Genomic DNA, 13,145 nt, shown 5'->3' on the forward strand with positions numbered 1-13,145 from the left:
CCACGGGAGTGGGCCAACGGGCCCCGTGGGAATCACGGGGCCCGCCCTTTATATCAATTCGAAACAAAGGAGCTCCAATGATTTCAAAAGCTCGTATAGCAATCACTTTAGGAGATCCAACTGGTATTGGGCCTGAGGTTGTAGCTAAAGCGCTTTCAAGTGAATCTATCTCTCAACTCGCGACGCCAATAATTATAGGTTCGGTAGATGTGCTAAATCGTGAATTTGAACGACTACAAAGTTCATTACAAGCCAAACTTATTGAGAGTGCTGATCAATCATTGCCAAATGGCAAAATTGGAGTGATATCTCCAATTGATAACCCACATTTAGTACATCTTCCGTTTGGAGAGATCTCGAATGAAGCTGGTGAAGCAGCGGTATCATGGGCACGAACTGCAGGAAAATTAGCCTTATCTGGAAAAGTTGACGCAATTGCGACCGCACCGATAAGTAAGGAGGCTGCTCGTCTTGCCGGGTACGAAGATTTCGGGCATCAGGAAATTTACCAACACCTTGCTGGAGTAGCCAGGGTTCTCACGATGCTGATAACAACCAATCTTCGAGTCGTACATTTAACTACTCATCATTCTCTCGCTAGATCCGTTGATTATGTCCACAAGCAAGGTATTACCGAAGCCATAGGCATGGTTGACCTTTTTCTAAAATCTTATGGCTTCACTTCCCCTAGAATTGGAGTTGCTGCATTAAATCCTCATGGTGGCGAAGGTGGGCTTATTGGATCAGAGGAAATCGACGAAATTTCCCCGGCAATTCAAGCGTCGGTAGAAAATGGAATACAAGCGTTTGGCCCAATTCCTGCCGACACTGTTTTCGGTCAGGCAGTCGAAGGCCAGTACGAAGCAGTACTTGCCATGTACCACGACCAGGGGCACATTGCGGTAAAAATGCATAACTGGGCCGAAAGCTTGACCCTGAATATTGGCCTTCCCTTTTTACGAACGTCCGTAGATCACGGCACCGCATTTAACATTGCAGGAAAAGGGATTGCCGATCCTACAGGAATGATTGAAGCCATTAATTATGCCGCAGAAGTTGCCAGCACTTCTATTTTGCCTGGCGCAAAATGATCAAAATAGGTTGCTGGTATACTCCCAGTGCAAACGGATCTAAAACCACGGGGGGAAAGTGCGAGTAGCATTTATTGGCGGAGGTGTCATGGCAGAAGCAATGCTCAGCAGGGCATTAGCTAGTGAAATTTGTTCCGCCGCCGATATTTATGTTACCGAGCTTTTAGATACACGTATAAACTATTTAAACCATCAATATGGCATTAATGTTAGTAATAAAAGAATTAACACTGAGACGTACGAAGGTTTAGTAGTTTTAGCAGTAAAGCCCCAGCAAATCACGCAAGTATATTCTGATCTTGGTGGTTCTTTTAACCAAAACCAGACAGTAGTTTCAATTGCTGCAGGAATTACAATAAATTCGCTAGTTAACGGCTTGCAGCATGATCGGGTTGTTCGAGTTATGCCCAATACTCCTGCTCAGATTGGGCAAGGAATGTCAGTCTGGACCGCAACTGAAAATGTGCCTATGCAAGATAAACAATATGTTAAAACCCTATTGTCCACATTGGGTAGTGAGTGGTTTGTAGAAGACGAAGATTTTATCGACATGGCGACTGCTATTTCGGGAAGCGGACCTGCGTATGTTTTTGCATTTATTGAAAGTTTAATCAACGCAGGGATCTCTATAGGCATGCCTTCTGAAATGGCAGAAACTCTTGTAAAAGAAACGTTCGCAGGATCTTCCAATTTAGCTAAAATATCCGAGCACAGTCCTTCTAAACTTAGAGAAATGGTCACTTCTCCCGGTGGTACTACAGCGGCTGCACTGCCAGAGCTTGTAAACGGAGGACTCGAAAACATTGTTGCTAACGCCGCAAAAGCTGCGCTAAATCGCGCCAAAGAACTAGGAAAACCAAATGATTAAAGAAATTGTTTTAACACTTCTCAACGTAATGACGTATGCGCTTCTAGCTTATGTCATACTTTCATGGCTGATAACTGCAAGAATTGGCGGGCAAACAGTAGCTCGTATATATATAAGTTTAGGCCAATTAGTAGAACCTCTTCTAACCCCTATCCGAAAAGTTGTACCTGTGTTCAGTTCAATCGATCTCGCGCCCTTGATTGCTTTCGTAATCTTACGCGTACTAAGTGCTTGGATTAATCGGGTTCTTTAAACGGAATAATTGTAATGGCTTTAGCCATAGTCACAGACTCCAATATTTCACTACCTAAACAAGTTTTTGAAAATTTACCTATTTTCATAGCGCCACTTGAAATCCATTTCGACGGGTGTTCATACATTGATGGGGTTGATTTAAATGCTGAGGAATTTTATCGGATAATCTCAACTCAAAAGAAGGCTATTACCACCTCTGCCCCTAGGCCTCAAGCCTTTTTAGAAGCATTCGAAAAAGCCAGTGACCAATACGATGAGATTATATGCATAAGTCTTTCTTCAAAATTAAGTGCCACCTACACATGTGCCCAGCAGGCAATTGACATTGCAGCAACCAAATTGGCAAGGGTAAAAATAAAACTAATAGACTCGGAGACGGCAGGGCTGGCACAAGGCTTGATGGTTTTAACTTGCGCCCGGCAGGCACAGCGTGGTGAAAGCTTAGACTCTATCGTAAAAAATCTACAGGAAACTAAGGATTCTTATAGCATGATTGGATGCGTCGGCTCATTGGATTACCTGGCCAAAAGCGGGAGAATTCCAAATATATATAAATGGATATCCAATCTAGCTAATATTAAGCCCTTAGTTCAGTTCTCTTCTGGAGAAATTAAGATGGTTTCACGACATCGAGGTATTTCGAAAGCTCTAAATCACATGGTAACTGTTGCCAAAACGAGCATAGGTGATGCCCCTGCTTTTGGAGCAGTAATGCATTCAGATGATTTAAAAAACGCTATCCGCTTATCTGACAAGCTCCGTTCTCAAATCGATTTTGAAGAGTTGTTTATTACTGAATTAACTCCTGTAATTGGAGCACATGTCGGTAATGGATTAGTAGGATGCGCCTTCTCTCCGATCTCGAAGCATTAGCGCCTTCTTTTAAGTCTAAAGGCCCTTTCCACACGCTCCCATCCTAAATGCTCATAAAATGGCTCACCTTCTTCAGATGACGTTAATACCAAATTAACTTCTTCTCCAGCCTCTTGCTGTACCAAATCGAGCATCCTCTTCCCTATACCCTGACCTTTTGATTCAATCGCTACTACAACCTCAGCAACTAAACAGTAGTATGAACCGTCACTAATCGCTCGACAAAAACCCACTAGTCGATTGTTATTTCTAACTGTGACCGTGATATTGCCATGATCTAGCATCCGCTGTACACGCTGAAGATCTTCGAGAGGGCGTAAAAATCCGCCCTCTATCAAGAGCTCCGCAACTTCCTTAGGTTCGGGAATTAAATCTAGGCTATAGGAAATTGTCATTAGTTAAATAACCTCAAATCTTAATTTAGACAAAATAGGAGATGTTCCTTATTGTTTGACACAGACAAATTAGAATCCTAGCATTCGATATTAAATAATATATTCATCAATTTCAGAAGAGGGTTTCATGACTGTAATTAATGTAGAGAAGGGCGACATTACCAAAAGCCCTTCTGACGCCATCGTGGTCAATTTATTTGAAGGTGTTGCGTCACCTGAGGGTGGTACTGGTGCGATAGACAAAGCGCTCGGGGGTGCTATTTCAGAACTAATCAAAGAAAAAGAAATTACTGGGAAGCTTGGGGAATCCACATTAATCCATACTTTAGGGAAGATTCCTGCTAAGCGCATTTTAATAATGGGTTTAGGAAAGCGAGAGAAATTTTCCACATCTGTAGTCCGTTCTATCTCTGGGCATGCTGCTCGATATCTCAGGCAAAAAGGAATTAAGCACGCTGCATCGATAACGCACGGTGCGGGGATTGGCCAGCTGGATACTAGTGATTCAGCTCAAGCAATCGCTGAAGGGGTAACTCTGGGGCTTTATGAATTCAAGAACTATCAAAGCAAAAAAAGCGAATCATCATCAAACGAGAAATCGTTGGAAAGCTTCACCCTAATAGAGCAGGACGAAGGAAGAATAAGCGCATTAAAAGCAGGCGTGGTGAGAGGAACGGTCATTTCCACAAGCGCACTGCTAGCAAGGAACTTAGTTAACGAACCTGCTAACGTGGTCAATCCCGTAAAAATGGCGCAAGTGGCGTCCGCAATGGCGCTGGAGGCAGGTATCCCGATTGAAATACTTGGACGCGAAGACCTTATGCAAAACGAGATGGGTGCAATGCTTGCGGTAAGCGCAGGATCAGCAAATGAACCTCAACTTATCATAATGGAATATCTAGGCGACCCGGAAAATCCTGAAAATAATATTGCACTTGTGGGCAAAGGGATAACTTTTGATTCCGGAGGAATTTCAATTAAACCAAGTGCAAGCATGTGGGAAATGAAAGGTGATATGAGTGGCGGAGCTTCTGTAATTGGAGCCATGAAAGGTATTTCTGAATTAAAGCCAAAAATAAATGTATATGGCGTTGTACCTGCTGTTGAGAACATGCCGTCAGGTACCGCACAGCGCCCTGGCGATATCATCCGTGCGATGAATGGAAAGACGATTGAAGTCGATAATACGGATGCTGAAGGCAGGCTGATACTTGCTGATGCAATTTCTTACATACGCCACACTAAAAATGTCAGGAGGGTTGTAGATATCGCGACACTCACAGGTGCGATAGTAATTGCATTAGGGCATGTAGCTAGTGGTGTAATGGGTACTTCGCAAACGCTTGTAGATGCGGTCTTAAGTGCATCAAAATCAACTGATGAAAAAATGTGGCAACTGCCATTATTCGAAGAATATAAGCGTCAGAACCATTCAGATTATGCTGATGTGAAGAATACCGGTGGAAGACCTGCCGGCAGTATTACTGCAGCTTTATTTATCGGGGAATTCACTGAAGGCGTCGAGTGGGCGCATTTGGATATAGCAGGTACATTTTTATCAGAAAAAACAACCGGGCATATGATCAAAGGAGCAACTGGAGTACCCACTCGAACTTTAATCAAATTAGTTGAAGACCTAGCACAAACATCCTAATAAGTTTGACCATGCGATTTAAGACCTATAACATTTCATTTCTTGGTGGGCGTGGTCGAGGGGTTAAGACGCCTGGTTGTGGCCCAGGAGATCGAGGGTTCAATTCCCTCCGCTCACCCCATTTATTCAGTCTTTTCAGCCTTTACTGAGTTGACTTAAACTCTGGCTCAACAAAAAAGACAAGTTGTCCGAGAGGGAGGAAATTCATGGGAAGATTAGAGAATAAGGTTGCAGTTATTGTCGGCGGTGGTCGAAATATAGGCAGAGCCACTTCTAAGCTTTTTGCATCAGAAGGTGCGAAAATCGCAATATTTGACCTAGATGAGGATAGGGCTGCTGCTGTAACAGAAGAAGTTGCTGAGCAAGGCGGTGAATGCATGTACGTCACCGGCGAGGTCCAAAAAGTCAGCGATGTCCAAAATATGGTAGCTAAAGTAGTCGCTCACTATGGGAAAATCGACGTTCTTATCAATTGTGCTGCCATCTCAGATCGTTCACCGATGCTTGAACTTGAAAATGATGAATACCATCGAGTGATTGATGTGACTATGAATGGCACTTACTACACCTGCAAATATGTATCCGAGCAAATGGTAAAGCAAGGGCATGGTGGATCCATAGTTAACTTCTCTTCAGGCTCCGCATTCCAAGGAAACACACGAAGAGTAGCGTATGACATGGCAAAAGGAGCAATTGTTGTGCTTACCATGGATATGGCTGCTCAACTAGCTCAATATGGAATACGTACTAACGCGATTGCCCCAGGCCAAACCGGATCTCAAGTTGGAGGTAAGATTGCCTTCGAGGATCGTCATTCAAATAACTTAGTAGGGGGAAGAGCGGGCTACCCAGAAGAACAGGCTAGCGTCGCGCTTTTCCTTGCAAGTGATGATGCAAGGCACTTATATGGCCAGACGCTCCAAAACGATGGTGGCAGCTCCATAGTCTAGCCAGATGAATTGAGGTAGAGATGGCCGAGGAATACAAAAAAGTTGCTAGGCGAGATGAAATCAAACCCAGTGAGTTGAAACTTGTCGATGTTGGTGAAAATCAAATCGTATTAACTGAACTTAATGGGGAAGTTATAGCATTCGATAATTTGTGCACTCATGAAGATTGCGACCTAGTTTATGGCGCGATCGACGAAGACAATGAGATTGAATGCGACTGCCATGGAGCGCGTTTCAACGTTTTAACTGGAGAGGTAACTTGCCCTCCTGCTGATATCCCTTTGCCGGTATACAAAGTGACAGTTAATGGCGATGAGGTCACTATCGGACCCAAGAAAAACTAATTAGTACGTCGAGCCAAGAGCAACACTCACAACTTGGCGCTCCAGTGAGAGTGCCAAGTCTTTAGCTAGCTCCAAATTTTGGGTTTCCCCTAGGGTAACAACAAAGGTTACTCCCAATAGTCGACCGATTGAAAAATCTACAATCGTAGAACCAAGAGTACCGTTGGGAATCTCATGAACTGCAAAAATGGACGCCGATTTGCCGTAAAAGCCTGAGAGTTCAACCTGTTCTGCGTGTATAAGCTCGTGCCCGTTATCGTTCAAATTCCCGACACTTCCTAAGAATTCTTTAAGGAAGATGTCATCAATCCATTCAGATGGGCCGTTATCAGTTTCAAATAAATGAATCACAGTGCCAACAGTTATCAAATCTCCATCAAGAGCAGTCTCAAGTTCTTCCGGAGCAAATTCGCGTACATACCCTGTGATCCTGCCACGAGCTCCAATTGATTCTACAGTCTGACCTGGAAAGCCGTGATCTGCCATCGTAGTGTTGTCGAGGATCCCTTCTCTCGCAATTTCAAATCCGGTTAGCTCGCTAGGCAAATCATCAATATCTAAAAGCATGTGTTCGAGATCTTCTTCGCGTACTGCGTCCGTAGCACGCTTTAAAGGGTCATCGCGTTTGATTTCTTGCTGTACCAAAAGACGGCTCCTAATAAATACTGAGTTTAGTTTATCAATAAATGTGACTAGAAACTAGCAAAAATAGTAGAATTGATGTACCGCCAGTAGCTCAGTGGATAGAGCATCGGTCTTCGGAACCGAGTGTCGGGGGTTCGAGTCCCTTCTGGCGGGCCATTTTTTAGATTCAAATCGCTAAGGGAACCCAAATTACTATCGCTCAGGAAATTTAAAGTCCTTAATCTGATCCGGATATGAAAAACAACAAAACTAATTATTTATTTTACGTATTACTCATCACCATCATGGGTTGCATTGTTGCGTGCGGAAGTGGTGCGGACAATGAAGAGAGCATCTCAAGTACCAAAAACCATACGTCTAAGCCTTCATCTGAAATCGAGATTAAAGCAAAGGAATCACCTTCGGTATCATTACCCGAACTAGGTGTAAAAGTTGAGTACTCAGATAAGGTGAAATTATGGGGCGAGAATTGCACGAATGACCCTTTTTATGGGACAGTCGAAATACCGATAATAGACTATTTTAAGGATTTAGAAGATAAAAGTTGGGACGTCGCTCGTAACGAAACATATACATTTCGAGATGGCGATAAAGTCATGAGAAACGGGCCATTTACTACTTGGTACTTCGAAATGTTCTTGCAAGATGTTTCAAGCAATGTCCCTAAAAAATTCGAATCGATTTCTTTCGGATCACATCCTGAGTACTTTTGGGAAGACTACGTTAATTATGTAGTTACCGTATGTGAAACATTCCATGGCCGAGATACCTTAAGGAACGCGGTACTCGCCCATTCCAAATTAATGAACTGGCGAACCAGCTGGCCGGCGCATGCTTCAAAATGGGAATCATTCCCATACATTGAAACGGGCCGTGAAGTAATCAAGGCACCTAGTCCCAGCGGCCTTGAACACTATACGAAATATATAACAGCATCAGGAGTCATTATTGTAGGAGGAGAAAAAGTACCAGCTCGTGCGATGCTGGCTGCCTATGATCGTGTGAATTATATGCTCTCTGCTCGACCAGAGTTTCACGACATTCTTAAAGAGAACAACGTCCGTATATCTTTGTTTGGACCAGGTTCAGGAAGCACAACCTCTGAACTACCAGAATTCGAAGGTGAAGACGAGCCGGGCGGAATGTCAATGGGAGTCACTGATGCTGCGATGACTGCCAACGCAGAGTGGTTGTGTTACCCGGGAAATCCAGATCGGGGTGGTGACCCTGTTATGCATGAATTAGTTCATTCACTTAACGGTATTGTCTTTGAGCAAATAAACGAGTTGTATTTCTATGAGCGAATACATGACCTTGCGCTGTCAGCTATCGACAAGGGAATATTTGCCACCAACTATACGCAGCACCTTCAGGATGGCGAAGAACAAGGTATACAACACTACGTTGGAGAGTACTGGGCCACGACAGTTGAAGGTTATTTAATGGACATGGAAGGATTTAAGAATTCGCACGACACGCATGAATGGATCAAGGAGAATGATCCTGAGTTATACGATTTAATTATCAGATATTTCCCTACTCAAAAATGGGACCTATGCACTGGGGAACTCAAGAAATGAAGACAATAAAATGGCGTGGGATTCCAGTAAATCTACCCAACAAGCGTCGTGAGTGGATCTTACTGCTAGGTGTTGAAGGCACTGTTTTGCTGGTGCTTGCTTACGCACTGATATCCAGATAAACCGATGCAACTAATGGTCGTTGTGGAAGAAGGACCTAGGATCGATTGATTCTAGGTCCTTCTTCCACAAGCAAATCAGATTAAAAGTATTCCGTCCTAATCCTTATCTCGTAAAGTTATGACTCCCAAAGCCCCTGATACGAAAAACATACCCATCCAGGTAACTATCCCAAGTACATCATTACCTGTGGTGAAAATACCAAACAAATGACCTATACCAATAATCACATAAAGAGATCCAATAACTCTGTGTAAAAGATCAGCGTACCGGTCAGCAAGCGAAATTCCGAACAGAGCAAAAGCAATACCCATGATCAATCCAACACCTTCAGTTAGATGGTAGCCAACAAGATATATCGCATTTGCAGATTCAACTGAGTTCGGATGAATTCCTAAAGCCCCAAAATTTAATCCAACTGACGCAGCCATCACCGCTATACATAGCGGGAAAAGAATTCCAGATGGTGTAGCTAATGCAGACCATTTAGTGCTTCCATCAGTTGATCGTGCTGACATTGAAAGTGTTCGCGACGACATTGAAAGGCCTGTAAAAAGCAAAATAATCCCAGTAAGAAACAAAACCATAATTGCTTTGCTAAATGAAGGATCTTTAACTAATGCAATCAATTCCCCCTCGGCAGTATCCTCGCCTACTGGCCATCCTATGAATGCTCCAAGTATGAGAATCGGACCAAGTATCAATAGTGTTCCGGTAAGATTCTTTGTGCTCATAATTACCTCCAATTAATTTTGTCAGAGACAAAATAATCTCAAAATGTTGATAAAACCAGCATGCATATCTTCATTTATGCGCCAATCGACTTTTCTTAAAGGAGGTTTTTAGCAAAATCAAACATTATGGCCAATGATTCGAGTGGGTTTGAGGGATATTGCTATACGCTTCTGTTCAATCATAACCTTGTCATATTCTGCCCAATCGGGATGCTCTTTACCGGCAGCTGCCCTATATATCCCCTGGAGAATCTGTCGTAGTTCCTCTGGGTCAGTATTAGTAGGAGTGGAGACTTCTGCAATTCCATCCAATACAGCAAAAGTCCGACGATCGGTGCTTATGATCATAAGTGCACACCGTGGGTCCCTAGTGAGGTTAAAAGCTTTAGCATTTCGAGATCGTGTAGTGAATACCAGACTGTTATCAATTTTTCCTACGGTCACAAGGCTTTGCTGCGGCATGCCGTCACGACGATAAGTAGTAAACACCACTACGTTATTCTGACTCAGCAAAGAATCTAAATCCTCAAGTGTTAGCATCACTACCTCCTAGAGTGCGTCGATACTAGGTGCGTGCTTGTACTTTGTCAAAAGTTTTTAAATTGGAAATCGATATCAATTTCGGTATTCTCTCTATATGTTGAGAATCCACATGCAAGTAGCTATGAAATCAATTCCCCTAACTGCCCTTGTTTGCTTATTAGTACTCATCCTCATTGGGTGCAATTCACATTCCGAAGAGGCTAGCCAAAAGAATACTAAAACCCAAACACAGCAATCCGGGCAAACTCAAAGAGCCAATAATCAAGAAATTGGCTCCAAAGTAAGTTCTGCAGAAGATGGAGGCCCCGAGGGTTCAGGTAAATCTAGTTCCAATTCAGTGGCAAATGAAGCAAGGCATGGCAATGCTTCTTCGCAATCCAAAGATTCCTATGGAAATAATAAAAATTCAGATGATCCTGTACGCTTTGAAACACCCAGTCTGGAAAATATCCTTATCCAAGACTTCGGGCCAATCGGCAATGAGAAAAATGCTTATGGGGCCATAGTTTTTAAAGACAATTTACCTGGGCTCATATTTGATGAATTTGGCAGAAAAGATTTGCATAATCCCTCTGCAGGATCATTGAATACTAGTTTTAAATTCAGGGCACCGCTAGAAACAATACTCGTCGCCCCTATCAGCGGCTCCATCACTTACATTGAGTGGCAGCCTAATAAAAACCATTCATCTGGCGATTGGGAAATACATATTAGCGCTGATACTTCCTCGCCATGGACGGTCATTATTGACCATCTTGTAAGCTTAGAATGCAGGCGTACCTCTAGCACAGTTGTTCCCTGTGAATCAGATCTCAACATATTAGGCAATCCTATTGATATCGGTGCGAAAATAGAAGCAGGTCAGCCTATCGGGTACATTGGTAACTGGCTTTACGACAATGATGGACCGACCTATGGGCATACCGAATTGAGTATTCTAAAGTACTCAGAAGACAGGAATAGTGCATCTGTTTATTGTCCAATCCCCTACATTCAACCAAGTAAACAAGAGTATTATGTAGATGCCGTAGCGGACTTAATGAAATTCTACGAGCAATGGGCTGGGGACGGAACGGTATATTTGGAAGATCAAATGCCATACCCCGGTTGCCTTTATGAAAAAATTGATTTAAACCCTGATGGCACTACTGTAGTTGAGAACTTACAAGGCTAAAAAGGAGCGTAGGCATTTATGCGATTTGTACTGATTTTGATAGTTCTATTCACTCTGGTATCCGCGTGTGGTAACTCAAACACACCAGATCAAAACACATCGACCGCATCAAGTAGCGAAGTTCCAAAAGAAATACCTGCTTCAAGTTCTTCACTTTCAAAGGAATCTGAAAATTCCAGCAGCCAAATAAGCAACTCTGAGCCCAAAGAACACGCGGACGCTGAAAAAACTGTATCCACTCAAGAAAAAGATGAACAAAAAGAGTTACCGACTCCAACTCCTAAGTCGGCCGTCATTGCTCCTACTGCTACTCCATTACCGGAAGTAGATAAAGATCAAATCGCGACCCCTACTGCCCAGCCAGAAGGATCTTCTCCACCAGCTAAGGCCACATCTACACCAACACCTAGCCCAAAACCGTTCCCTCTAGATGTTCAGTTCCCTCTCGACTTCAGCCCTTCAGGTAGATATCAGAATTTCTCAAGTTCTGCGCAAACAGCTTTCCAAAATGCAATAAAAGTCAATTTCGATAAGGCCACTCAAAAAGCCGGTGTTAGCGCTGCAGTATTTGACGGAACTCAATTGTGGACAGGAGCTGAGGGAAAGGCTTCATCAACAGACAAGATGACTGCTGAGACTCCAATGATTATTCGAAGCACTTCAAAGACAATTTTGGGGGCTCTTATGGTTTCCCAAGTTGATCGAGGGTTATATAGCCTGGATGACACCATAGAATCTTTACTTGCAAATCATCCTGATTACAGCCTGATCAATACCCCCAATGTAAATACTCAAGTCACTGTCAGGCAATTACTAACTATGACTTCCGGGATTTATGACTGGTCTAAACCTGCTGATTTGAACAGGCGAATGTCAATAATGGCAGATCAAAACTGGAAACCTGCAAATAACCTAAAGCAAATTATCAAAAAATTTACCAGTCCAGGATCCTATAACTATTCGTATGCCAATAGCATACTTCTAGGTTTGATCGCATCTCATCTTGAGAAAAAAGATTTGAACGATATATACCAAGAACAGTTTTTCAAACCTTTAGGAATTACAGCCGGGCTGCTTCCTGAAATAGCAACGCCAGAGAATACCGCGATTGCTCATGATGATCTATCTCTTTACCAAGGAGGAACCGGCTTTGGTGCTCTGAACACCGGGTTAGCGGGGCAATTCTACGGGTTAGATCCAAAAATTAGCTGGGCTGGTGCTGGAATAGTATCTACACCTGAAAACATTGCTCGGTGGGGTTATGAGCTCTATAGCTCGTCAGGTTCCGCGGTCTCCCCTTCTGTCCGTACTAAATTAATTGAAGCTATGACCGTTCCTACGGATCCTGGGCTCACTAGCTTGGGAATGCATACTTATGGCTACTATATGGGTACAGGTGAAGTTACTCTGCCGGATAAGTCATCCCTGAAAGTCTACACTCACCCAGGCGGTGGTGGAGGCCGAACATCTTGGATTTACTACTCACCTCAGTTGGATGTATCCGTATCATTACTCGCAAATTCACAAATGCTGCATAACCCTGGGAGTTGTGGCTATAAAGGCCAGATCTTCATGACTAATGGAGAATGCATGGCAGGGAGCATTTTCAATGCACTCAAGAAATAGACGTATTTAATATATAAAACGGTAATTCTCTATTCTCGAAGAAGGACTTTATAGTTAATTCAATTTCTAAAGAATCATTAACTACTAATTTTACTTTGATAAAGGGTGTTACTTGTTCTAAGTACAAGTATTTATATGCACCGTACTGCGGGCTTGGCCCAATACGTCCGAATTTTTCCCAATACGGTTTGGCCGTGGCAGATAATGCATACGACATACAATCACAAGTGTTAACCCATCCTGGTACCATCAGGCAATCGTACAATCGCGACCGCTAAGCAAGTAATAGGCAA

15 protein-coding genes and 2 tRNA genes are annotated in these 13,145 nt (G+C 43.1%); 12 read left to right on the plus strand and 5 right to left on the minus strand.

Annotated elements, in window-relative coordinates; all coding sequences use genetic code 11:
• Positions 1-77 precede the first annotated feature (77 nt).
• From pdxA to MK127_05365, 4 genes are read left to right on the plus strand one after another with little or no spacing between them, the layout of a single operon-like run.
• Entirely contained in the window at positions 78-1,091 is a 1,014-nt protein-coding gene (gene pdxA / locus MK127_05350; GenBank protein MCH2532218.1) for a 4-hydroxythreonine-4-phosphate dehydrogenase PdxA, read from the plus strand.
• Between the two features lie 58 nt (positions 1,092-1,149).
• Positions 1,150-1,959 (plus strand): pyrroline-5-carboxylate reductase, encoded by an 810-nt coding sequence (gene proC, locus MK127_05355; protein ID MCH2532219.1) that lies wholly within the window; start codon positions 1,150-1,152, stop codon positions 1,957-1,959.
• Positions 1,952-2,212, plus strand: a complete 261-nt coding sequence (locus MK127_05360; protein MCH2532220.1) for a YggT family protein — start codon at positions 1,952-1,954, stop codon at positions 2,210-2,212. Before proC ends, MK127_05360 begins: the two co-directional genes overlap by 8 nt.
• A 14-nt stretch (positions 2,213-2,226) precedes the next feature.
• Positions 2,227-3,087 (plus strand): DegV family protein, encoded by an 861-nt coding sequence (locus MK127_05365; GenBank protein ID MCH2532221.1) that lies wholly within the window; start codon positions 2,227-2,229, stop codon positions 3,085-3,087.
• Here MK127_05365 and MK127_05370 read toward each other — a convergent pair.
• Positions 3,084-3,482: a GNAT family N-acetyltransferase gene (locus tag MK127_05370; GenBank protein ID MCH2532222.1), complete on the minus strand. Its 399-nt coding sequence runs from the start codon at positions 3,480-3,482 to the stop codon at positions 3,084-3,086. The genes MK127_05365 and MK127_05370 overlap by 4 nt on opposite strands.
• A 127-nt stretch (positions 3,483-3,609) precedes the next feature.
• On the opposite strand from MK127_05370, the gene MK127_05375 reads away from it, so the two are divergent.
• The 4 genes from MK127_05375 (at position 3,610) to MK127_05390 (ending at position 6,430) form a co-directional block, all read left to right on the plus strand.
• Entirely contained in the window at positions 3,610-5,136 is a 1,527-nt protein-coding gene (locus tag MK127_05375; GenBank protein ID MCH2532223.1) for a leucyl aminopeptidase, read from the plus strand.
• Positions 5,137-5,181: 45 nt separating this feature from the next.
• Positions 5,182-5,257 (plus strand) — tRNA-His (locus tag MK127_05380).
• Positions 5,258-5,342: 85 nt separating this feature from the next.
• Positions 5,343-6,086, plus strand: a complete 744-nt coding sequence (locus tag MK127_05385) for an SDR family oxidoreductase (protein ID MCH2532224.1) — start codon at positions 5,343-5,345, stop codon at positions 6,084-6,086.
• Positions 6,087-6,106: 20 nt separating this feature from the next.
• Positions 6,107-6,430, plus strand: coding sequence for a Rieske 2Fe-2S domain-containing protein (locus MK127_05390; GenBank protein MCH2532225.1), 324 nt, complete (start codon positions 6,107-6,109; stop codon positions 6,428-6,430).
• On the opposite strand, the gene MK127_05395 is transcribed toward MK127_05390, so the two are convergent.
• Positions 6,431-7,075, minus strand: coding sequence for a hypothetical protein (locus MK127_05395; GenBank protein ID MCH2532226.1), 645 nt, complete (start codon positions 7,073-7,075; stop codon positions 6,431-6,433).
• A gap of 80 nt (positions 7,076-7,155) precedes the next feature.
• On the opposite strand from MK127_05395, the gene MK127_05400 reads away from it, so the two are divergent.
• Positions 7,156-7,231 (plus strand) — tRNA-Arg (locus MK127_05400).
• A gap of 77 nt (positions 7,232-7,308) precedes the next feature.
• On the plus strand, positions 7,309-8,655 hold the full coding sequence (locus MK127_05405; GenBank protein MCH2532227.1) for a hypothetical protein: 1,347 nt from the start codon (positions 7,309-7,311) through the stop codon (positions 8,653-8,655).
• Between the two features lie 218 nt (positions 8,656-8,873).
• Here MK127_05405 and MK127_05410 read toward each other — a convergent pair whose 3' ends face one another.
• Together MK127_05410 and MK127_05415 are read right to left on the minus strand one after the other, a co-directional pair.
• A complete protein-coding gene (locus MK127_05410) occupies positions 8,874-9,509 on the minus strand; it encodes a hypothetical protein (protein ID MCH2532228.1) in 636 nt (211 codons plus the stop codon).
• A gap of 117 nt (positions 9,510-9,626) precedes the next feature.
• Positions 9,627-10,049: a TIGR03618 family F420-dependent PPOX class oxidoreductase gene (locus MK127_05415; GenBank protein MCH2532229.1), complete on the minus strand. Its 423-nt coding sequence runs from the start codon at positions 10,047-10,049 to the stop codon at positions 9,627-9,629.
• Between the two features lie 112 nt (positions 10,050-10,161).
• Here MK127_05415 and MK127_05420 point away from each other — a divergent pair, with 112 nt between their 5' ends.
• Entirely contained in the window at positions 10,162-11,226 is a 1,065-nt protein-coding gene (locus MK127_05420) for a hypothetical protein (protein MCH2532230.1), read from the plus strand.
• Positions 11,227-11,244: 18 nt separating this feature from the next.
• On the plus strand, positions 11,245-12,852 hold the full coding sequence (locus MK127_05425; GenBank protein MCH2532231.1) for a serine hydrolase: 1,608 nt from the start codon (positions 11,245-11,247) through the stop codon (positions 12,850-12,852).
• Here MK127_05425 and MK127_05430 read toward each other — a convergent pair.
• Entirely contained in the window at positions 12,842-13,102 is a 261-nt protein-coding gene (locus tag MK127_05430) for a hypothetical protein (protein ID MCH2532232.1), read from the minus strand. The two genes, MK127_05425 and MK127_05430, sit on opposite strands and share 11 nt — an antisense overlap.
• Between the last annotated feature and the right edge of the window lie 43 nt (positions 13,103-13,145).

It is taken from the genome of Dehalococcoidia bacterium, from assembly GCA_022449765.1.
GTDB lineage: Bacteria > Chloroflexota > Dehalococcoidia > Lucifugimonadales > Australimonadaceae > UBA2963.

What these genes read in the sequence shown, in the direction of transcription:
- pdxA (MCH2532218.1), top strand. Translation starts at nt 78, where the DNA reads ATGATTTCAAAAGCTCGTATAGCAATCACTTTAGGAGATCCAACTGGT.
- MK127_05360 (MCH2532220.1), top strand. Translation starts at nt 1,952, where the DNA reads ATGATTAAAGAAATTGTTTTAACACTTCTCAACGTAATGACGTATGCG.
- MK127_05365 (MCH2532221.1), top strand. Translation starts at nt 2,227, where the DNA reads ATGGCTTTAGCCATAGTCACAGACTCCAATATTTCACTACCTAAACAA.
- MK127_05370 (MCH2532222.1), bottom strand. Translation starts at nt 3,482, where the DNA reads ATGACAATTTCCTATAGCCTAGATTTAATTCCCGAACCTAAGGAAGTT.
- MK127_05375 (MCH2532223.1), top strand. Translation starts at nt 3,610, where the DNA reads ATGACTGTAATTAATGTAGAGAAGGGCGACATTACCAAAAGCCCTTCT.
- MK127_05385 (MCH2532224.1), top strand. Translation starts at nt 5,343, where the DNA reads ATGGGAAGATTAGAGAATAAGGTTGCAGTTATTGTCGGCGGTGGTCGA.
- MK127_05390 (MCH2532225.1), top strand. Translation starts at nt 6,107, where the DNA reads ATGGCCGAGGAATACAAAAAAGTTGCTAGGCGAGATGAAATCAAACCC.
- MK127_05405 (MCH2532227.1), top strand. Translation starts at nt 7,309, where the DNA reads ATGAAAAACAACAAAACTAATTATTTATTTTACGTATTACTCATCACC.
- MK127_05410 (MCH2532228.1), bottom strand. Translation starts at nt 9,509, where the DNA reads ATGAGCACAAAGAATCTTACCGGAACACTATTGATACTTGGTCCGATT.
- MK127_05415 (MCH2532229.1), bottom strand. Translation starts at nt 10,049, where the DNA reads ATGCTAACACTTGAGGATTTAGATTCTTTGCTGAGTCAGAATAACGTA.
- MK127_05420 (MCH2532230.1), top strand. Translation starts at nt 10,162, where the DNA reads ATGCAAGTAGCTATGAAATCAATTCCCCTAACTGCCCTTGTTTGCTTA.
- MK127_05425 (MCH2532231.1), top strand. Translation starts at nt 11,245, where the DNA reads ATGCGATTTGTACTGATTTTGATAGTTCTATTCACTCTGGTATCCGCG.
- MK127_05430 (MCH2532232.1), bottom strand. Translation starts at nt 13,102, where the DNA reads ATGGTACCAGGATGGGTTAACACTTGTGATTGTATGTCGTATGCATTA.